Annotated in this window: 24 protein-coding genes; 2 read left to right on the top strand and 22 right to left on the bottom strand. The window is 36.5% G+C overall.

All coding sequences use genetic code 11. From position 1 onward, the window contains the following. Positions 1-248 precede the first annotated feature (248 nt). The 3 genes from BMY14_RS02670 to BMY14_RS02660 all read right to left on the bottom strand — a co-directional run bounded on the left by BMY14_RS02670 (position 249) and on the right by BMY14_RS02660 (position 3,652). Positions 249-1,649 carry an anion permease gene (locus tag BMY14_RS02670; protein ID WP_091828930.1) on the bottom strand — a complete coding sequence of 467 codons (1,401 nt, stop codon included), beginning with the start codon at positions 1,647-1,649 and terminating at the stop codon, positions 249-251. Between the two features lie 535 nt (positions 1,650-2,184). Further along, positions 2,185-2,997, bottom strand: coding sequence for a nitroreductase family protein (locus BMY14_RS02665; protein ID WP_091828929.1), 813 nt, complete (start codon positions 2,995-2,997; stop codon positions 2,185-2,187). After that, positions 2,984-3,652, bottom strand: coding sequence for a flavodoxin family protein (locus tag BMY14_RS02660; RefSeq protein ID WP_091828928.1), 669 nt, complete (start codon positions 3,650-3,652; stop codon positions 2,984-2,986). The genes BMY14_RS02665 and BMY14_RS02660 overlap by 14 nt, the downstream gene beginning before the upstream one ends. Positions 3,653-3,768: 116 nt before the next feature. Between BMY14_RS02660 and BMY14_RS02655 the strand changes: the two genes are divergently transcribed. Continuing rightward, on the top strand, positions 3,769-4,101 hold the full coding sequence (locus BMY14_RS02655; RefSeq protein ID WP_091828926.1) for a winged helix-turn-helix transcriptional regulator: 333 nt from the start codon (positions 3,769-3,771) through the stop codon (positions 4,099-4,101). A gap of 17 nt (positions 4,102-4,118) precedes the next feature. Here BMY14_RS02655 and BMY14_RS02650 read toward each other — a convergent pair whose 3' ends face one another. The 8 genes from BMY14_RS02650 to BMY14_RS02615 all read right to left on the bottom strand — a co-directional run bounded on the left by BMY14_RS02650 (position 4,119) and on the right by BMY14_RS02615 (position 10,862). Then, the gene (locus tag BMY14_RS02650; protein WP_091828923.1) at positions 4,119-4,709 is read right to left on the bottom strand and encodes a hydrolase; all 591 of its coding nucleotides are present in this window, start codon (positions 4,707-4,709) and stop codon (positions 4,119-4,121) included. 13 nt (positions 4,710-4,722) lie between these two features. After that, a complete protein-coding gene (locus BMY14_RS02645) occupies positions 4,723-5,928 on the bottom strand; it encodes a multidrug efflux MFS transporter (RefSeq protein ID WP_091828921.1) in 1,206 nt (401 codons plus the stop codon). 102 nt (positions 5,929-6,030) lie between these two features. Next, positions 6,031-6,855: an AraC family transcriptional regulator gene (locus BMY14_RS02640; RefSeq protein ID WP_218144866.1), complete on the bottom strand. Its 825-nt coding sequence runs from the start codon at positions 6,853-6,855 to the stop codon at positions 6,031-6,033. Between the two features lie 203 nt (positions 6,856-7,058). After that, entirely contained in the window at positions 7,059-7,913 is an 855-nt protein-coding gene (locus BMY14_RS02635) for a PhzF family phenazine biosynthesis protein (protein ID WP_091828918.1), read from the bottom strand. A 703-nt stretch (positions 7,914-8,616) separates the two neighbouring features. Continuing rightward, positions 8,617-8,967, bottom strand: coding sequence for a cupin domain-containing protein (locus tag BMY14_RS02630; protein ID WP_091828917.1), 351 nt, complete (start codon positions 8,965-8,967; stop codon positions 8,617-8,619). Positions 8,968-9,029: 62 nt separating this feature from the next. After that, positions 9,030-9,776, bottom strand: coding sequence for an SDR family oxidoreductase (locus BMY14_RS02625; protein ID WP_218144865.1), 747 nt, complete (start codon positions 9,774-9,776; stop codon positions 9,030-9,032). A 70-nt stretch (positions 9,777-9,846) separates the two neighbouring features. Then, on the bottom strand, positions 9,847-10,434 hold the full coding sequence (locus tag BMY14_RS02620) for a TetR/AcrR family transcriptional regulator (protein ID WP_091828916.1): 588 nt from the start codon (positions 10,432-10,434) through the stop codon (positions 9,847-9,849). Positions 10,435-10,523: 89 nt separating this feature from the next. After that, entirely contained in the window at positions 10,524-10,862 is a 339-nt protein-coding gene (locus BMY14_RS02615) for a winged helix-turn-helix transcriptional regulator (protein ID WP_091828915.1), read from the bottom strand. A 123-nt stretch (positions 10,863-10,985) separates the two neighbouring features. Here BMY14_RS02615 and BMY14_RS02610 point away from each other — a divergent pair, with 123 nt between their 5' ends. Further along, positions 10,986-11,549, top strand: coding sequence for a flavodoxin family protein (locus BMY14_RS02610; RefSeq protein WP_091828913.1), 564 nt, complete (start codon positions 10,986-10,988; stop codon positions 11,547-11,549). Here BMY14_RS02610 and BMY14_RS02605 read toward each other — a convergent pair. The 11 genes from BMY14_RS02605 to BMY14_RS02555 form a co-directional block, all read right to left on the bottom strand. Continuing rightward, positions 11,468-12,100 carry a DJ-1/PfpI family protein gene (locus BMY14_RS02605; RefSeq protein WP_091828911.1) on the bottom strand — a complete coding sequence of 211 codons (633 nt, stop codon included), beginning with the start codon at positions 12,098-12,100 and terminating at the stop codon, positions 11,468-11,470. The genes BMY14_RS02610 and BMY14_RS02605 overlap by 82 nt on opposite strands. A 15-nt stretch (positions 12,101-12,115) precedes the next feature. Then, complete coding sequence (locus BMY14_RS02600; RefSeq protein WP_091828910.1) at positions 12,116-12,769, bottom strand: flavodoxin family protein; 654 nt, start codon at positions 12,767-12,769, stop codon at positions 12,116-12,118. Positions 12,770-12,872: 103 nt separating this feature from the next. Then, complete coding sequence (locus BMY14_RS02595) at positions 12,873-13,301, bottom strand: MarR family winged helix-turn-helix transcriptional regulator (RefSeq protein WP_091828903.1); 429 nt, start codon at positions 13,299-13,301, stop codon at positions 12,873-12,875. 79 nt (positions 13,302-13,380) lie between these two features. Next, positions 13,381-13,989, bottom strand: coding sequence for a LysE family translocator (locus BMY14_RS02590; RefSeq protein ID WP_091828902.1), 609 nt, complete (start codon positions 13,987-13,989; stop codon positions 13,381-13,383). A 241-nt stretch (positions 13,990-14,230) separates the two neighbouring features. After that, positions 14,231-14,446 carry a methyl-accepting chemotaxis protein gene (locus BMY14_RS02585; protein WP_091828900.1) on the bottom strand — a complete coding sequence of 72 codons (216 nt, stop codon included), beginning with the start codon at positions 14,444-14,446 and terminating at the stop codon, positions 14,231-14,233. A 386-nt stretch (positions 14,447-14,832) separates the two neighbouring features. Next, positions 14,833-15,951 (bottom strand): alpha/beta hydrolase family protein, encoded by a 1,119-nt coding sequence (locus BMY14_RS02580; protein WP_177177450.1) that lies wholly within the window; start codon positions 15,949-15,951, stop codon positions 14,833-14,835. Between the two features lie 179 nt (positions 15,952-16,130). Continuing rightward, complete coding sequence (locus tag BMY14_RS02575; protein WP_091828898.1) at positions 16,131-17,336, bottom strand: multidrug effflux MFS transporter; 1,206 nt, start codon at positions 17,334-17,336, stop codon at positions 16,131-16,133. Between the two features lie 60 nt (positions 17,337-17,396). After that, positions 17,397-17,987, bottom strand: a complete 591-nt coding sequence (locus BMY14_RS02570; RefSeq protein WP_091828895.1) for a TetR/AcrR family transcriptional regulator — start codon at positions 17,985-17,987, stop codon at positions 17,397-17,399. Positions 17,988-18,080: 93 nt separating this feature from the next. Continuing rightward, complete coding sequence (locus BMY14_RS02565; protein WP_245741228.1) at positions 18,081-19,193, bottom strand: DNA alkylation repair protein; 1,113 nt, start codon at positions 19,191-19,193, stop codon at positions 18,081-18,083. Positions 19,194-19,228: 35 nt separating this feature from the next. Beyond that, positions 19,229-20,017: an SDR family oxidoreductase gene (locus BMY14_RS02560; protein ID WP_091828894.1), complete on the bottom strand. Its 789-nt coding sequence runs from the start codon at positions 20,015-20,017 to the stop codon at positions 19,229-19,231. Positions 20,018-20,574: 557 nt separating this feature from the next. After that, complete coding sequence (locus BMY14_RS02555) at positions 20,575-21,384, bottom strand: TrmB family transcriptional regulator (RefSeq protein WP_091828893.1); 810 nt, start codon at positions 21,382-21,384, stop codon at positions 20,575-20,577. Positions 21,385-21,735 lie beyond the last annotated feature (351 nt).

Here is a 21,735-nt window from a genome sequence, read left to right as displayed (position 1 = left end):
TACAATTATCATGAAATACAACTCAAAATTTTTCAATAAAGTCTTCATAAATTTCTCCAAAAAATTTTTACAGAAAAACATGTATTGGTAAATTTTATCTCTTATTGTCAGTATAACTACATCATAACAAGTTGTAAATGAGCAATTAACGAGTATATACTTTATGCAAAAAAGATACCTTCTTTCTATTTACAAGCCAGTGAATTCCAATTTAAACTAAATCACTTATTTGTTTCTTCTTTCAATATTTACCACAAGCCAAGAACTTTCCACCAAACGCCACCGATGCCAAGCCAAATAATGAGATTAATCACTGAAACAATGAAGCCTTGTTTCCACCAGGTGCTCTGCGTAATATAGCCAGAACCAAAATAAATAGGTGCAGAACCTGCAGCATAGTGCGTGAGTGACCCGCATAAGCTTGATGCGAAACCAAGTGCCAGTGCTGTTAAATAAGGTGGTGCACCAGCGCACACGGCTACTGAAACCAAAGCCGCATACATTGAAACAACATGTGCTGTCATACTAGCAAAACCGTACTGTGCATACATATAGATTGCCACAACCAAAAAGAAAACTGGCACCCAAGAAATCCCTGGCATACTTGCACTGACAACATTTGCCACCCAAGGAATAAAACCTAGTTTTGATAAATAGTCCGCCAAACTAATTAAACTGCCCATCCAGATAAATGTATCCCAAGCACCCTTTTCTTCGAGTACGTCTTTCCATTCCAAAACCTTCGTCATCAGCATGACTGAAACCGCCAGCATAGCAACAACCGTCGCGTTTAAGTCTGTATATTGTGCTGTACCCCAAAGCAAAAGTGCCCCCACAAAAACTGCCGCCACTACTTTTTCAGCAAAAGTCATACTGCCCATGCTCTGTAATTCTTTCTCAGCCAAAATCTTCGCTTCCGGCGTATGGGTAACTTCAGGCGGGTACACCTTGTATAAAAAATAAGGAATAATTAACAGCGACAAGATTCCCGGCACACTGCTCGCTGCAGCCCACATGCCCCAAGTAAGTTCAATATGCAAAGTCTGTGCTGCCAAAAGTGCAATCAATGGATTTGCTGCCATTGATGTCATAAACATAGCAGAAGTAATGATATTTGCCTGATATCCAACTTGTATTAAATAGCATCCAACCCGATTTGCCGAAGCACCAGGTTCTGATTGAAATGCTGCTGCAAGGCTGCGGGCAATCGGATAAACGATGCCGCCCCCGCGAGCTGTATTAGACGGTGTAGCCGGAGCAATAATAAGCTCCGTCAGTGCTAATGTATAGCCTATTTTCAAGGTACTATCACCAATTCGTTTTATTAATAAATAAGCAATTCTCCGGCCTAAACCACTTTTTGTAAAAGCTCTCGCAAACAAAAAAGCCGATACAATCAACCAAATCGTGTCACCACTAAAACCAGATAAGGCTTCCTCTGGTTTCAAGATATTAGCAAATGTCGTAAAAGTTAATCCAATAAAAGCAATCGCCCCAATTGGCAGCGGCTGCAAAATAAAACCGGCAATAACCGATACAAATATAGCAAAAAGTCGCCAGGCTTCTAGTGGTAATCCATTTGGCACAGGACAAAACCAAATTAAAATTCCAAGTAACAAAACCAATAAACCACGTGTTAAATTATTCACAGATCACACCTCTTTTTGTCAAAAAGTCCCATGAATTTGGAGGATCGTTTATATTGTCCCCAAAATCTACCCAATTGCTTTTTACCGTTATTTCCATTAAAAATACCACTCCTACTTCATAAAAGATTCAATGCTGTAAGATATCTTACTTTATTCATTTTTATAATCGCCCTCATATAAATTTTTATACAATATGTTCGAAAGGGCTCTTTTTTATGAAAACCATACCTTATATTAAAAATACTTATAGCATTGTGCATTCTTTATAAGTATTTACTATATACTCAATGTATACATTTGTATAACAAAATAAATAGATAACTGCTATAAGTAAAATTAATCTATCCAATACTTATAGCAGTTATCTATTTATAGTATTTGTCTGTAATTAAACATATTTACCCTAAATTTTTCTTACCCCCATGCAATAAAAAAACAGACTACTCAATTAGCTAGTCTGTTCTACGTCTATTTTTATATAGAAACAACGTACCATGAATCGTATTTACTTATTGCTTCACCATGTGAATCTTAATCACAACCAAGTCACATCTAATGGATTACGATCAACCAGTCTTTTAAAACTATATTTAGGGTAACCCAGCATTACAGCTCCTGTTATCACTTTATCTTGAGGAATTTTAAATAATTCCAGCAATGGACCATATTTTGCAAATACGCACATTTCAATGAGTCCAGCCCAACAGGAACCCAATCCAAGTGACGTTGCAAAAAGTTCAAGGTAAGCAAGCGAAAAAATCGTGTTCTCTCTTCCATTTGATAAATCATTTGATGCCATGGCTAAAATCAAATGAGGTGCATCATGCAAAATATTATCCATCCCCTTTTCCCTATAAGCACGAATGTGGATAGGAAAACTCCAATGCGATGGTGCGTCCTTTAAAACTTCTGCTTCCATCCACTCTATTGTTATCTCAGTAATCTTTTTAAGAATTTCCTTATCTTCGATAATAAGATAAGACACACCCTGTCGATTACTGGCAGTAGGTGCAAAGCGAGCAATTTCAACTAATTTTAATAATGTGTCTCTTGGAACAGCAACATTTTTATAACAGCGTATTGATCTGCGAGACCTAAGAAATTGTTGCGCAGTTTTTTCATTTAGAACTGGAAATTCTTGTACAGCAGGTTGATTCGCTAAAGGGGCTTTTTTATTGTCAATTGCCTCCTGTGGACATATGGCAACACAATGCCCGCACTCATTACAGTTCTGCGGCTGCCTTGACTCCGGACCATCTTCTCCCATAACCAAAACCCGAGTCGGGCATGCGTCTATACAAATCCCGCATTTAACACATTTTTCTAGATTTACCTCAATTAATTCCATCTATATTCACCCCTGCCGCAAATTTAGCCCCCATTGCAAAGGCTTTTTCACAATCCTTGGGAAATTCTTCTTCGCGCCGTCTCGCTTTTCCCTCGGCATTGAATTTCGGTGCAACATACTTGGAATAATCTTGAAACTGATAGGTATCAGTGACAAACAACGATTCTGACGCGCCAAAAACACTTTTCAAAGCCCACTCCGTTATTTGTAGATTAGAATTATATCCGCTGTCTTTCATTTGCTGCTCAGTTACATTCATCGTATAAATAAAACCAGTTGGTATCTTTTTATCAAAAAGCGAGGAATAGTTTTCATCATAAACAAAATAAGGGAAAATCAACCGTTCGAAAAATGACCTCATTTCGCCAGTAGCCACCCCTAAATAAATAGGAGATCCTAAAATGAGTGCATCTGCTTGTTCAATTTTTTTAAAAATTGGCGTCAAATCATCTTTACAGGCACATTTTCCGTAACTTTTCCCATCTTTTAGTTTACAAGCAAAACAACTTATACAGCCTTTATATTTTAAATCATAAAGATGGATAAGCTCTGTCTCTGCTCCCTGTGAAGCCGCTCCTTCGAGTGCTTTATTCAATAAAGTAGCCGTATTCCATTTTTTCCTTGGACTGCCATTAATAGCTATTACTTTTTTCATAACGTAAAGTCACCTTTCTTTTATCTAATTGCTTTCTTGCTTCTAATTGTATATGATATTATCAAAAAGAAAAGTATGCACTTTTATGGTAGATACTATCAAAAAGGAGAGTAATAATGCAAAAATGGTCACCAAATGAATGTAAATGTTCTATTACATATACATTGTCCGTTGTCGGAGGTAAATGGAAATGGCTTATACTTTATAAATTATTTGAAAATGGAGTACAACGCTACGGCGAGTTGAAACGAACAATACCGTTAATTACACATAAGATGTTAAGCCAGCAGCTTAAAGAACTAGAAGCCGAAAATTTGATCTATCGAAACGAATATCATCAAGTTCCGCCTAAAGTTGAATATTCCTTAACAGAAAAAGGTGAAACACTCATTCCCATACTGCAGCTTATGTCAAGTTGGGGAGAAAAAAATAAGCCCGGTGAAGTGTAATAAACGTCATCAACTGTTTATCTTAATGATAAAATTACGTCTTTACTTGTGCGAATTTGACCGATTCTTGGAAAAATATATTTGCAAACGTAATCATGTTCTTCTTTTATAGAAGCTGTCATCGCATCTTCTACAAAAACTTGATTATAACCATGTTGAAAAGCTTCTCTTGCTGTGGTATCCACGCCAATTCCAGTAGAAATACCGCATAATACAATCGTATCAATTCCACGGCGCCGTAACTGTAAATCAAGGTCCGTACCATAAAACGCGCCCCATTGTCTTTTTGTAATAACATGAACGTTTTTACTATTTTTCAGTTCAGGCACAAGGTTGTCCCAGCCTTCTGGATATTGTCCCTGATTCATTTTCGAATCTATCCTTGGCTTAACCATATCTTTTCCATCTACAAAGGAAACCCTTACAAGAACTACAAAAGCTCCCTTCTCTGTAAATGCATGAACTAGTCGGCTTGCATTCTCAACAACTTGCACACCAGTATAAGGTAAAAGTTCCCTATTTACAATTCCCTTTTGCAAGTCTATAACTACAAGAGCTGTTTTTTCTGTTTTCATTAATTCAGTTTCTGTTAATTTTAAATTTTTCATTTTTATTGTCCCCTTATTTACTTTGATTTTGTAAGATATTTATTTTTTTATACACTTTACAATAAACCCAGATTGCATTTAAAAGAAGTAAACTACTTGTAATAAAAAACACATATCGGATACCCAGATGGGCTGCTATTTGTCCGCCAAACACAGAGCCAAAAAATATACCCAGGTAAAATGCAGCTATATTAAAGCCAAATATTCTGCCGGTCAGAGCATCCGGTGTTATCTTTTTGAGCAGCGTACTAATGGATGGAGCAAGGCCCGCTGTCGCAAAACCAAGTAAAAACCGCAATCCGATTAACTGCCATGGGTTTGTTACGAAGGCCTGCGGTATAAATAAAAGCCCTGCCACAATAAGTGCTGTAAATATTACTTTGTGAGGTCCAATCTTATCTGATAATTTTCCAAGTATGGGAGCCGCTATTATATTGGCAAGTCCAGAAGCTGAAAATGCGATACCCGAAATAAGTGCAATATGAGCTGCATTGTTTGATATGTCCATTACATATACAGTGATAATCGGTTCAATTGTATAGTAGGCAAGTTGAAATACAAAGGAAGTTACAAACATACTTATAATAAGACCTGAATCCGGTAATTGTTTCCACACTTCTTTCATGCTTAAAGCTTTTTTCTTCCCTGATACAAATTCCTCTTTAACAAATAACAAAGTTGCAAAAAACGCAACAAACATCAGTCCTCCCGTTAGAAAAAATGCAAATTTCAGACCTAATATTTCATCTAAATATCCACCAAGTAATGGTCCAAGCAGCGAACCTGTAACTGTAGCTGTTGAAAATACCCCCATAGCCCATCCTACATGTTCCTTTTCTGTTTGAGTTGCTATAAGTGTGAGACAAGCTGTACTATACCCAGTTATAACACCTTGAAGTAATCTTAACCCAATCAATTGATATACATTTTGTGCGAATCCCATACTGCCAATTACAATAGCCATTCCAAAGCTTGCCCGTAGCAGCATGGGTTTTCTGCCAAACTTGTCCGCCGCATAGCCCCATATTGGTGAAAAAATTGCTGATGCAATGAATGTAATCCCAAAAGCAATTCCTGATAGCTGCTCAATTGTAGATGTATTTTGAATGCCTAGTTGGTTTATATAAAGAGGCATAATAGGAACTATTTGACTCATTCCTATCGCTGCAACAAATGTTCCAAACCAACAGACAATTAAATTGCTTTTCCAAATCGGCATGCATGTCCTCCTTTTTTCTGCTGTTTATTCATTATCGTATAAAAACATGAACGATACTATCCTCATAATAACCTTCAGATTAGCTTTATACCATGCATTATATTAAACTTCATGGACATTTTTGCTATAATATTCGGAAGGGCTTATTCCTTCAAATTTTTTAAATATCCTGCTAAAATAAAATTCATCCGTAAAACCAAGTATTTGCGCTACTTCTCTGACCTTTTTATTACCTTCAATAATAAGTTCTTTGGCTTTATCAATTTTCATCTTATTAAAAAACTCAATAACGGAATATTCCGTAGTTTCTTTGAATACCTTTGATAGATACGTAGGTGACAGCTTTATCAACTCTGATAATTCAGTCAAAGTCACTCTATTATTTATATTTTGATGCATATATTGGATAATTTTTTCTACCTTTAAGGTGATTGAGTAATTTTTGCTTTGCTTTGTCACCTTTTGGTAAATTGCAATTAATAATTGCTGAAGAAACGTCTTCGTAATAAACTCATAACCTGGTTGTTTTGCATTCCAAGTGCAAACTAATTTTTTAAATATATCTTCAATTTGATAGTAATCTTTTAATTCTTGTCCTTGATTCAATGAAAGCATTTTCCCTTCACCGCTAATAATCCAAGTGCTGTCATCAAAACTTACGTGCGTATAGCTAAAATGTACTGAAAAAAAGCCTATAGACTCTTCCGTATCCAAATCGAGAGAATGTAGTACATCAGGGCAAATATAGAATAGCATACCTTCTTTAACCAGATATCTTTTTTGCCCAATTTTCAGAACACCTTTTCCTCGAGTAAAAAAAATAATTTCATGATGTTGAATTTTTCTAATGATTTTAGGTAACGGTTTTTCTGGTTTATTAAATTGTCTGCACTTGCAGTAATGAATATGAAAAAATAAATTACTCATGTTTTCCTCCATAATTTATATGATATGTTCTAATAAATTTATGAACGTCTATTTTATCATAATTATAACCATACTACTGGTATTATCGCTCCTAAAAGTCAATGTGTACAAGTTGAATCTAAAAGGGACTGATCGAATTGCAAATTAGATCAGTCCCTTTTAGATTTTGCCAAACAACAGAACATTGCCTGAATGTATTATGGCTATATGAATAGTTCTCCCACTCCAAAAAATGCTACTTCACCGCGTATAAATACTTTTTTGCCTATTTTTCCCTCTGATACCCAGCCTTGAATCCTACTCGGTCTGTTAACATATTTTCCTTGATAAATATTAATCACTTCACCTGATTGTTTGAATCCATTTTTAACTAGATATGCACATAATGGTCCTGCTGCGCTTCCTGTAGCAACATCCTCCACATTGCCCTCATTATCCCAAGTTCTGCATTCCAGTGATTTAGGATCAAATAGATATACAAATTTTGCACCAAATTGAGCAAGTACTTCGTCAAAATTCGGGATAACGATTTTAGCTTTTCCTAAGTTTTTTTTCAGGGGAATTAGCATATATGGCAAACCTGTAGATACGATCTCTATAGGATATTCTTCGTGGAAATCTTGAATATCAAGATTCAAAACAGCTGCTATCACTTGATATTTTTCATATGAAACTGTCTTGATAAATTGTGGCTCGCCCTGATCCATGACAACCTGAAAAGCATCATCACGTCTTTCTGATGTTAAATGAATCACCCTGCCAGCTGCTGTAATATCAATATTCACAGAATTTTTATTGGCATAAAAATTTTTATGTATAACGGCACCTGCGCCTAATATAGGGTGACCAGCAAAATTCAATTCTTCCTCTACCGTGAAAATTCTGACTGGATACTGTTCTTCAACGGATGGATATATAAAAATGGTCTCAAACTGTTTACATTCTTGTGTAATAGATAATAATGTTTGATGGTCAATTTTCTTATCAGGAAACACAACCGTTAAGCCATTACCACTTAAAGATTTTTCTGAAAACACATCTACGTGAAAATATTTCATTTATTATTAACTCCCCTTGATTTAATTCTAAAACGTATTATAAAAAGTTAGAGTAACAAACCAGAACTCAACCCACATAGTCATCATAACAATGTTTTCTTTCATCATAATCACGTACCATTCTTGGATATAATTGTAACACGATATATTCATAACATAAATACAAAAACTATTCATCAAATGATTTTATTCTATCTTCTTCTACCTAACCCAATGTTAACGGAATATCCAAAATGACAACAAAAAAGATTAACCCTATCAATCCAAAAATCAGGCCCGCTAATATACAAAAGTATCCGCACAATCCAAGTTTTTTTAAAATTTTCTAATCTTTTATAATGCATAGAATAAGCACTAACGTATCAATACCTACAACAGCTCTACTTACTGTAACAGATAAATATTTGCCAATTTCAACCATCGTTAAACCAAACAAACCATATATCATAAATGATTTTTGTTCTTTCCATCCATTGATAATCAGTCCCCTACCACTTAATTTTTCTTGGTGAACAGACTACTGTATTTAAACCTAACTGCGTTTTATCAAATACCAAATACTATATTTTTACCTATATATTATATTTTATCTTTATACAAAAAGCACGCCGTCAGTTCTGTATGCTCTTTCCCTATAACACGAACCACATAAATAAACAGTCACCCAAATCGGATGACTGTTAAATATATATGTTTCTTGAAATTATTTTACTTCTTTAATAATTCTCTTTCCACCAAAAACATGGATTGTCCTTGTCCCTGCAATACAACTCCCACCTTGTGCCGTTCCTTTGGGAATAAAAAGTTCATCACCGGGATTCAAAATGATTTTTTGCCCATTCATGGTAACAATATATTTCCCAGAAATACATACCATATATTCATCGAATGGATGCTTATGTTCTTTAGAGATTCTATCAGAATAACATGTCCAAAAAGCCATCTGACTACCATCAGCACCTGTAAAAAAGTATCCATCAATATCTTTTGTATTTTGTTGATTGCTATCAATATGATTCTTCTCATTTTTCATAAATTCTGGAAAATCTTTCACTAGCAGCGCCTCCTATAATCAATAAAAGTGCATAGAATGAAGGCTTTTTACGAGTAACTTGTTTAAATAAATCCACCATTTACACGCAGGGTTTGACCCGTTACCCATTGTGATTGATCGCTTACTAGAAATTCAATGACATTTGCAATATCTTCTGGTTCACCAATCCGGCCAAAAGCATTCATCTTTTTCATAGCGTCGATTTGCTGCTCTGTTTTTCCCAACTTAAAAAGCTCAGTGTTTACAGGTCCAGGCGCCACTGCATTAATTGTAATTTGTTTGGAGCCGAATTCTTTTGCAAGTTGACGCGTGAATTGTTCAACTGCACCTTTTGTGCCAGCATATACACTGTACGTCGGAAACATTTGCCCGGCTACAGACGTCGAGAAGTTCACGATTCTTCCGTTGTTTTCCATGTGTTTCAATGCTTGCTGACATGCAAAGAAAGTACCTTTCACGTTTACGGCAAATTGTTTGTCAAAATCGTCTTCCGTTACATCCGAAAGAGGTTTGGTTATCATCAGCCCGGCATTATTAATCAGAATATCCACTTTACCGAACTCATCAATTGTTTTTGTAAACAATTCTTTAACATCATTTAACTTACTTAGATCAGCATGAAGTGCTACCGCTTTGCCTCCTTTTTTAAGAATGCCTTCCACCACATCATCTGCCTTTTGGCGATTGCTGGAATAATTAATCACCACGTTAGCACCTAGATCAGCCAGTTGTTCAGCAACAACACGTCCAATGCCTCTCGAAGACCCAGTTATGATTGCTACTTTTCCTTCTAAAATTTTCATTTTCATTCAACCTTCCTTCTACTTTATTTTTTGCACCTGTTACTAAAGTTATTAAATTCATCCGCTTCCCCGTATTTCACTTTTCAGATATAAACCCTTTTTCCAGTAAAGTCCACACATCTAAAAACTCCTTATAAATCGTTGGACTTTTCCATTCATAGGCATGAGCTGGGTGATGGAATCGTATCGTAGCATAGAAAATAGTTCGTGCTAAGCGAGAAGGTTCCTCCGATTTTATGCGACTACGGGTAATGATTTCACCCATTTGATCTGTAATATGATTAACGTGTTTATAAATTAAATCAGCAGCTTCATCGGTTACTTTTGCATACATTTTAAACATCTCTTCATCTTCACGAGCATAGTGGTGTTTTAATTCAATGAGTGTCCGAAGATATGTTTGTAAATGTTGAGGTCCTTCCATTGAAGTGTCCTTACAAACAGCTGTTAACGGCTTAATGATTTTTTCGTCAAGCCATTTTTCAGTAACGCCTTCAAGAAGCTCATTCTTGCTTTTGAAGTGTCGATAAATCGTTCCATGACTTACATTCAATATACGGGCAACATCTATCACAGAGGTTTTTGCCACCCCGAAACGTCTGAGCGCTTCTTCCGTTGTTACAAGTATCTGCTCTTTCGTTAGTATTCCTGAAAAATCGCCCATAAAGTATATTTCATCTCCTTAAACCTATAATAACACGATAATCACCAAATGACAACTATTGTTTTTTGTCACTTGATGGTTATCGATATTTACTCAATATATGCTTGTGAACCGTGCTGTACTCCCCACATAGCCATAAGCTTCAATATAGGGATTAATGTTTCACCTTTCTCAGTTAAAGAATATTCCACTTTAGGAGGTATTTGCGGATATTCTTCACGATGGATTAATTGCTCAAATTCAAGTGAATCTAATTGTTGGCTTAACATTTTATGAGAAATAGTTGCCAGCCTTTTCTTTAGTTCTCCATATCTTTGTACTTTTTCGTTATATAATAACCATAATATTACCCATTGCCATTTACCACTGACAATAGATACTGTATATGACATGGGACATACCAAAGGATCAATAGGTCCATCTTTCATAAAATCACTCTCCTTTTATTGAGTATCTAACCATAAAGTGCGTACTTCAATTATAACAACATTCATATTATAATCAATGCAAGCAACATCTAAAATAAAACTACTAAAAGGGAGCGATATTAAATGTCAAAGGTTGTTATTTTTAATGGTAGTCCACGAAAAAATGGGTATACTGCAAAACTATTAGACCAAGTGACCAACGGAGCCAAATCAAAAAGTGCCGAAATTATTGAATTTGATTTGAATGATTCTGGAATTCGTGGTTGTCAAGGATGCTATTATTGCCGTACACATGATGGCTGTGCTATTCAAGATTATCTACAACCAATGTATGAGGCTATTAATGAAGCAGATGCTATTATATTTGGTTCTCCAATCTATTATCACCAAATTACAGGTCAAGCAAAAGTTTGGTTAGACCGTACATTTCCAATGATTGGAGGGCTTGGAGATTTTGTACCAAGACATCCAGGTAAAAAGATAATAACGATATTTGCTCAAGGGGGTGCAGATCCTAAAATAGGTGCAGATGATATTAATTTTATTAATAATGTATTTGCACTTTATGGTTGGGATTTAACGGATAGTATTCATTGCTGTGGAACTCATGATTCTAATTTTGCAATATCTGAGGAATTATCCTTAAGAGCATTTACTGATGGAGAAAAACTAATTAGGCACTTATAATGATTACTCATATCCTGCTTTTCCTTTTCTTCTTTAAAAAGTTTAAAATAGTCAAGTATTTCTACTGCAAAATCCACAAATGCATTTCCCAAAGCCGTAACGATATTTTGATCTTTTACCACATTTTTATTAATATAGCTTTCCCGCGGAAATGGGTCATCTAATGCCATTGGAAAAACCTTTCTAAGCTTTTCTTTGGTTAATACAGTTGTATACATTCTCCCTTGTAAAACTCCAGCCCTCGCTAAATACTGCGTACCAGCACAAATTGCAGCTAATAAGATGCTTTTGTTATTTAAATTTTGAATGAGTTCCGTTAATTCTGGTCGCTGCTCATCATTAAATCCCCCTGGTATAATTAAAGCCTCCACATCGGTAAAATCCAGTGCATCTTTTACTGTAGCCATAGGATAATACCATATTCCAGATTTGCTTTTTATCACTTGCTTTTCATAAGCAATACAAACAATCTCTCGGTTAAGCAGATGACACGCTAATGTCATTTCAAAATCAACCATTTCTTCGTAAATAAAACATAATATTTTCCCCATAATTACCACGCTCCATTAAATATAAATTGGCTGAACAATTCTTGCTCCCATTTCCCAAGCCTTCTGACAATCCTGGGGGAATTCTTCCTGCCGCCATTTTTGCTTTGCCTCTGCATCAAAAAAAGTTGAAACATATTGCGTATAGTCCTCAAAATGGCAGGTATCAATAGCAAATAGTGATTCTGTTTCCCCAAAAATTTTCTTGATAAACAGTTCCATGAGATGAAGATTTTGTTCATACCCCATTGTCTTCATCTGAATCTCATTTGCTGCCATGGTATAAATGATTCCTGTTCGTATTTTCTTTTTAAACAGAGATGACCGTTCCATATCAAATACGGAGTATGGAAACAACAATCTTTCCCAAAAAGACCGCATCTCACCGGTAACATTTCCATAATAAATAGGCGAACCAAAAATTAGGGCATCCGATTCTTCTACTTTTTTAAAGATCTCAGTTAAATCATCCTGAATCGCACAATGGCCATAGCTTTTTCCGCCCACTCGTTTACAGGCGTAACAGCTTCTACAACCTTTATAATTTAAATCATAAAGATGGATGAGTTCCGTTTCTGCGCCATTTGCTGCTGCACCTTTCATTACATGTTGCAAGAGAATTTCAGTATTCCAATTTTTCCTTGGACTTCCGTTAAATAATGTTAGTCTCATCCGTCTTGAACCTCCATTTTACATACTCAATTATTTTTGCCGTTTTATTTCATGTTCATAGACTATTTAAATATATGTATATACATATATATTGTCAAAATTTTTATTTGCCAAGTTTATTAATAGAGTCTAGTGTTTCTAAAAAGCCATTAAATTGCTTTCCCAGTACTTGTTCGATTTTTCTTTGTGCCTCTTCCCATAAGGGTATAGCTGCTTCAAGCTTGTGTTCACCATCTGTTGTAATTGAAATTAATTTTTTTCGAGCGTCCTGCTGTTCAGGCACAATCTGAATGTATCCATGCTTATTCAATATTTCAATATTTCTCGTAACCGTACTTTGGTCCATCAGCAGTATAGCAGCCAGTTCACCAACCGCAATGTTTTTATGCAATGAAATACTACGAAGCAATGCACATTGTGTGGTGCGTAGACCAGTTGATTGTAAGTGCTGATCATAAAACTGAGTGATCACACGTGTCGTTTTTCTTAAATTTCCACAAATACAAGATTGCATATCTGGTAACTTTAACATTATAAATACCTCCACAGCTATTATATGTATATACATATAATAGCTGTGGAGATAAGCTTTGTCAATAATGAATTTTAATCTAAAGAGTTGACAGACTTAAAATTCCAAAGGCAGTTATCACAACTCCGGAAATCTGATTAACCCAGTGCAGTCTTTTTTTGTCAAACCGTGTACGAAGTAAATTAACCGTTCCGCTCAAGAATAACCACCAAAGCATAGAGCCGATAAAGACACCTAAAACAAGTAAACCAGATGCAAATTCTCCACCAGCCGTTCCTATTCCCAGTCCAGCAAAAACAGCAGCAAATGACATGATCGTCAGAGGATTGGTCAATGTTAGAAAAAACGCCGACGTATACGACCCAAAAAGCCCCTTTCCATTTGCTTTTGCCGCAATTTCGGCTGGAACGGATTGAAAAGTTTTATATCCGAGATAAAGTAAAAATAGTCCTCCTGTTAAATGTAAATAAAATTGACTATTTATTAAAAAAGTGGATATAACGGTTAAACCAAAAGCGGCGATACAACCATATAAGGCATCGGCGGTTGCCGTACCAAGTCCTGAAATAAATCCATTTAATAAACCATTTGACAAGGTGCGTCGAATGCAAAGTACTCCGATAGGACCGACAGGTGCTGCGATAGAAAATCCAAGTATGACTCCTTTGATAAAAAACATGTTTTCCATAATATTTTAACTCCATTACTGTTTTATGCTTACTATAACAATTTTAAATTCTTGTAAAATGCCAGTTAATTTTCTAAATCCTATTTATCTTATTTTTCATCACGTTCCATAAAACTAACCAAATTTGAAACTTTTGTTAGTTCACCTTGGGTTGTTTTATTAGCCGAATCCGTTTCAGCAATACGTTCAATCGATGCAGCTATAATGTCGACAGCATCAATAATATCCTTACCTACATGTGTTAAATCGTATTAAATTGATCCATTTCATCTTGAAATTTATAGGTGAAATCATTACTTGTTTTAATCTTCGTCGATATTTCATCTACACTCTGAAACAAAGTCTGAATCGAACTATTGGTTTGATTTAAACTATCTTGGGTATTTTGTGATAATTTGCGGACTTCGTCAGCAACTACAGCAAAACCATTTCCATCTGAAATTAAAACTGCCTCCATATATACTTACAGTTTGCTCTTGCTTTAACTATTAATTATTCACCATAAAAGTACAAAAACCTGTTTATTCACACAAAAGCTGTATGATATATTGCATATTCATCTAATTTAACAATTCTATATGAAATAGTCCTTCATACTGATATTACCAATCAACAAAATTACACTGCTAAATATTTAAATGTTTCTTGCTAAAGATTACAATCTTTCATAACGCAAAAAAAGAGGCGGCTTAAACGTTTTATACATTATCGCCGCCCTTTTCAAGGGGCATATGACTCCTTATGAATATTTATAACAAAACCACTTATTCTTTTTCTACCGGAATCCAAACTTCGACTAAAATTTGTGCAACAGGATCAAATGTAATCTTATTGTCAACATTATCAAGGCTCATAAACAACTGCTTCGGGGAACGTTTTCTTAAACTCCTGCAGCTCGTTTGGTACCGCATTATTAAACTTGATATCAAAGAAAGTCCGAACACTAGCACGTGTAAGCTGGATAATCCGCTCAGCCGCTACCGTCCCCTCTTCATCCCCCATTAATGATGCCATAAGCAGCTTTGAATCTGAAAACCCTAGATGTGACAAAGCCGTCAAGCCTCTTACCTTAATACCGCAGCTTTCTTTTCCCATATTTGCTTCAAAGGTTTGCATGGTTGAATCACCTTCATAGCTTTCCTCATTGGCAAGAAGCATCATTGGTTTAACCGTTGGTCGCTTAAAAGCCTCACCCCAAAATGACCCATCAAGATTAGCCCCAGCTTTGATCTCAGAGTCTTCACTAGCAGCTTGAATAGCTGCTGCGCCACCATAAGAATGACCAAAACAACCAATCCGATTTACATCGACTCGCTTTGCCAGAGGCAAGCGAAAATCGTCATTCACCGTCGACATTTGTCGAGCGACAAAGCGCAAATCCGCTGTAATTTCCGAAAAATGCTTTGTTAAATAGGCACTTTCATCATCATCGTTAGCAAACGTTGGCAATATACGGCTCGGCTCGTGGGGAAATTTAGTTATGCTTGCAACATTTGGAGAATTAACTCCCACGACAATATAACCATGGGAAGCAAGATCTTCTAAAATGCTTTGGTACAGAAAGTAACTTGTCCCAAACCCTTGTGAAAAAATCAGTACTGGAAACTGCCGCCGACCACCAGCTATGGGCGCATTATACACTGCATGTGTCTTGACCTTAAAGCGACTGTTTTTGTCAAGACCAGGAATCGTATTGTCTTTTAACATATATTCCATCGTAGCTTCATCCAAATATATACTTTTTGGACCAGTCGTTCCAATGTCTGCCGGATACCATATCTGTGTCATTATTTCCCGATGCCGAGACGAGCTGCCGTCCGCATAGACCCCCGCGCGCTGCAAATCAATCATCGGGACTTCTACTGTACCAACCCTGTAGTTTCCTGTCACTGCCGGTAATTCCAGCCCAGCCCATTGTGCCGCTCCAACAGTATTACTGCTAAAAGCAAACAATAAACTCATTAGTAATAAACATATACGTTTCAAAAAATCACCTTTTCTAAAAAAATTTACTTTCTCACTAATAATTACGAGCGCAAATTCATTTTGGTTCAAAAATTTTACATTTTTTTTACACACAAAAAAGACAAGGCTTCACGCTAGAACGCCTTGTCTTTCAATTTATAAGATTCCTTGCTATTTCATTCGGTCACAGGCACTTTTTTATGCGACGGCATAATCATCACATAAAAAAACAGAAGTGCTCCAGCCTCACCGATTAGCATGATAACAGCCATCGGCATGGGGTTCGCACTACCCGCAATGCCGACAAGCGGAGCCATTATGCTTCCTGAAATCATCGAAAAAAAGCCGATAAGCGCTGAGGCGCTGCCTGCATTTTTACCATGAGCACGCATCGCAAGTGAAAAGCTCGTAGCCCCCATGATAGCAATCATCGGAATCACGACAAGCAACGACAATATGAGTAATGCCAGCGGTGCATTAAACCAACAAGCCGTAAAAATCAGCAAACTACCTACAAAAGACTGTACAAGCGACCAGCGCAAAAGGTTTTCGTCCGCGACACGCCCCGCCAAACGCATCGGAATTACACCCGTTATTGCAATTGCAATCCCAATGCCGCCAAAAATCAAACTATATTCTTGGGCAGAAACACCATAAATATTTTGGAATATAAAAGAAGACCCAGATATATAAGAAAAAAATGCCGCAAAAGAAAAGCATTGCATAAGACAGTGACCAAGAAAATATTTATTTGTGATCAATGCACGGAAGCTTTTGAAAGTCGAGCCCCATCCACTAATACGGTTTTCAGGACGCAGACTCTCTTTGAAAAGCAGTGCTGCCATAGTCAGCATAAGACCAATGAGCATGAGCAATACAAAAATGCCCCGCCATGAGGTAAAAATAAGAATTTCCCCACCGATAACTGGTGCGAGAATTGGTGCCAGACCATTCACCAGCATAAGCATGGAAAAGAGCTTTGTGAGCTGCGGTCCCTCGCACACATCTCGGGCAATCGCACGAGCGATAACAATGCCCACCGCCCCAGCCAATCCCTGTATAAAACGAAATATAAGAAAAACATAAATAGACGTTGCAAATATGCAAACCAGCGTCGAAATGGCAAATATAAGCATGCCGATAACCAAAGGCATCCGGCGTCCCTTCATGTCACTTATGGGACCAGCAAAAATCTGTCCAATCGCCATACCAGCCATGGTCATCGTAAGTGTAAGCTGGATAACGGATGTAGTAACTCCGAATTCTTCCGGCATAAGCGGCAGGCTTGGTAGATACATATCTATTGAAAGCGGCGCAAGTGCTGCCAAAATCCCTAAGAAAACCGTCAATACCAGTTGACTTTTTCTATCTTTAACTGTCATAAAAATGATATCCCCCTAAAATATGATTTAACAATAACCAACATTGACTGCACACAAAGATCAAGACAATAGCGCGATCCCACGTGCAAAACACTGGGCGCCAAAGTAAATTTCTTCTTCCTTCGACACCAAAGTAATTGGTCCATAAACGTCCATCATTTTATTGCAAAACAGTCCAAAATTGAAGCTCATGAAATGAATAGCGAGTTTTTCGTTATCCTCTTTGATGATTTTGCCGCGTCGATACATCTCGTCAAAATACTCTATTAAAAAATTCTTAAGCCGAGTCGGATTTTCCTTTACGTCAATTCCATACTCAACGAGCTTGCGACTTTCCTTGAAACGAATTAAAATTGCTTTTTCATTTTTCAGATTGAATTCATACTGCATTTTTGCGAGCAATAGTATATCATGGTCCAATTCCCAGGTCAGCTGCTCTTTGAGACCATTTTCGATGGGATATTCAAAAGAATAATGCTGGATAATCGCCAGAAGAATCGCTTTTTTAGAACCAAAGTGCCGAAAAACAGACATCTCGCTCACACTGCTTGCCGTTGCAATATCCCGGGTTGTTGTTTCTTTGAAACCTTTATCTGCAATCAATGCCGTTGCAGCGGCAAGAATTTTTTCTCTGGTGGACACGTTTTCCATTTGTATAGTAACCCCCAGTCATGTTAGTTATCGCTAACTAACATGTTAACAATTCTTTATCAGAACGTCAACACTTTTTTTAATTTTAGTTTGTCACATTACAAGTTTAATTACAGAATGAGCAACTTCTTGCCCATTCACTAAAAGCACAATTCGATGCTCCCCCGAATAATGTCGCCGCGTCGTCAGATCAGACCAATTATGTTTCCGTTTTCCGGTAATATGCGTACCGCCAAGTAGTGTTTTATCAAACAAGAAGAATATTTTGCGTGATGTTTTCCCCCGTGCCTTAACGAAATCAACCCCATAACAAAGACGAATATGCACCGCCTCTCCTGCCCTTATTTTTAGACTATATTGCAGTTCGCAGCTTTCACCTAATGCTATTACAGATGTTGCTACCGACAAGGAAGCATCTGTGATAAATCCAATTTCATTTGTTAACTTTGTGTAACCAAATAATTCCATAGCCTCGACATTGGCTTGTTTGATTAATGTACGACAACCCTGCCGTATAATCCAGTCCGTATCGGTATTTTTCCCCCGCCAACGCCTTACAGTTTCGAGTACAATTTCAGGATTATCTTTGACAATATCATTGAGGTTATTTGCTACGCTTTTTCGTACATAAAGCGCAGGATCTGCCTTTAAAAGTTCTAAAACAGCTAACACTGGTTGCGGGTTTTTTTTAAATATAGTTAGAGCTTCTCCCCAAGGAAGCCGCGGGCGGCAACCTTCACTGGCCAACCGCCGCACATGCTCATTTGGATGCTGCGCCCATATAGTCATTTGTTGCATTGCCCGTTCCGGATCAGCTAAAATAAAGGGTCGTATAGCAAATTCCGATGATGATTGCAGAGTAAAGTTCTCGAGTGCTTTCATTGAAAGTGTCCAGTGTTTTTCTGCCTGACCATATATTTTTACAAAGTCTGGGAAAATTAAATAGGGAAGACCTGTGCAGGTATCGTTAATTGTAAACAAAATATCCAGCGCAGTTTCATATCGACTAGGTAAATAAGCCCCCATAGTTTGAGAAATTCGTCGCATTCGAGTTTTTAGTGGAAGATCATTCCATCTTTCGTCCATCACAGAGGCAATAAATTTTCTAGTATCAAAATTACCATAAACCGATTGAATCTTACTCCCAAATTCCAGCAAAAATTTTTGATTATACACATTTTTCAATAATTCTGCCGATTTAATCACTTCCTTCCAATTTGCCCTATTTTTTATATTCCAGATCAATATGTTTTGGTTAATCCGCCATCCACGAGAACTGTTTGACCTGTAATGTAAGTATTTGCCGCTGAGCACAGGAATACTGTCATTTTTGCATATTCTTCCGGCTGACCGTAGCGTCTCAATGGAATCGTTTTAATAGATTTATTATAAACTTCTTCCAGTGTAATATTTGATTTTTGCGCCTGAATCGTATCAAGCTTTTCAATCCGTTCCGTTTTAATTCTTCCTGGTCCCATAACATTAATCAAAATATTTTCACCGCCAAGCTCTTGTGATAAAGTTTTCGTAAGCCCCAAAACGCCCATACGAAAGGTATTCGAAAGAATTAAATTATCCAAAACTTGCTTTACCGATGAGGACGTATAATTGATTATGCGTCCACGCCCTGCTTTACGCATAATCGGCAAGACTTCACGGATTGTACGAATATACGATAAGAGATTCAACTCATACGCCTTCTGCCACATGTCATCTGTAAAATTGTCAAACGTACCAGCAGGTGGCCCGCCCGCGTTATTCACGAGTGCATAAATAGGTCCAAATTGTTCAACTGTATTTTTAACTACTCTTTGAATATCCGCTGCAACCGTTATATCACCTACAGTATAAGCTGGCTCGCAACCGGTTACTTTTTTTATGTCTAGTTGAGCAGCTTTTAGTTTTTCTTCACTGGTACTAAACAACATAACCTTTGCACCTTCTTTACAAAATTCCAAGGCAGCCGCCTTACCTAAACCAGCACTTGAACCCATGACTAAAACCGGTTTGTCTCTCAATCCTAAATCCATTATAGTTTCACTCCCTTTTTTTATAGTGTAATTTGACACCTTACCCTTTTTATTCTATTGGTGCCTCTAAACTCCTGTGTTAAAATCAAAGTAAAAAATTAAATAGCGCTTAAAAATCAGATCAAAAATGCCGTTCCTTGACACAATTCAGTCAGGACGGCATTAAAGTTCCTCTCTAACAGTATGAAAACTATTTAGCCCCCATAAAAAAACCGTACGGAAAAATCACGTAAATTTTTGTTCGTGATCCTTTGTAATATTTTTGACTCTATCACCAAAATAAAATGCCTCCAATATTAGTTTTATTTTAGCTAACACTGGAGGTTTACACAATTCTTTCGCACTACCTGTTGTAATAATTTTCAAACTACAATACCTGTCTTTGCATTTTTATCACTTTCTATTCTCAACTTTTATAATAGCCATTAATAACTACTGCAAATTTGTCGATTTCCGGGTTAAAGATCAATCCAATCCACTAAATCGTCTTCGACCATCTAAATAGTTACTCCAGAAATCCCCTTCCCATTCAAAAAATTATAAATATAATACAAACATCATCCAATATGCAGGTTTTCTCTTATTTTTTCAAGATTAGGCCCAAAAGCTTCATTTAACATGGGTCTAAACTTTCCGTAAATTTCTGCAATTAAAATATCATGTGTAATAAAACATTCTGTAACAAGCATAAATGCCTTGTTCTGTGTCCAGACTCCACAACTATCCAAACTCTTTAAAATAGCAAACAAGCACTGCGAATAGTCTACAACAAGCGATAGCCAGCGCCCATTTTTCAAGGCATCTTCTTCCATTCCTGGCATCTCATGGTAATACATTTTTCCCAATTCTTTATGCACCGGACCATAAGCAACACAAACAATAGTAACGCCACGTTTCACAGCGGCTGCCAAATCACTATAAAGCAGTTCATAATCTTCTGCCCAAATATCTAAATAGATACTTTTTTCAGCATTTTGAATCATTTCCCGAAGTTTAGCAAAAATCTTATCCGTACCATAAAAATGTAAAAAATAATCATACTCTCTACCCGTATTCATGTTTTTTGCATTTTCTTTGATATATTTAATGCGCGAATCTGTTTCTTTTTTATAATTTTCCAAAAGATCCTCTAACGGAATAGCAACATACTTTTTGGGTGACATTTGATCAATTAAATTAATGAAATTTTTGCCCATAAGCGCCTTTACTGTAGAGTAAATTTTCGACTGTGGAACATTAGATCTTTTACTAATTTCATATGCAGTAATGCTTGGATTTTCTAACAATGTCACATATACCGTAGCCTCATACTTTGTAAGACCGACTTTCATTAATTCGTTAACCACATTGATTTGTTTATCATTCATCCTAAAACTTCTCTCTGTATTAAAATTAACAAGCTCATTAACCGTTATATTTTGATTTTATAAATACAATATCAAAATATAACTTATATATTCACGCTTGTTGAGTAACTATATTTTACCATCAAAGTATTTATAGCTGCTTCAAAAGAATACATTCATTATAGCTGTAGATTCTTAACAAAAAGATTGCATATACTACGTAATTATGTGAATGTTCTTGCTTTCGTAATCCGTAAATTTACGACTTTATAGAAATAGTACCTAGTGTGTCATTATCGAGGGATAATCAACACGCGTGTTATATATTATATAATTATATGATTTTCTGAAAAAAAATGCAATTAAAAGCGT

The sequence above is a fragment of the Propionispira arboris genome (genome assembly GCF_900109225.1).
In the GTDB taxonomy this organism is placed as follows: domain Bacteria; phylum Bacillota; class Negativicutes; order Selenomonadales; family Selenomonadaceae; genus Propionispira; species Propionispira arboris.
This window is presented reverse-complemented; position numbering and strand designations above follow the sequence as displayed.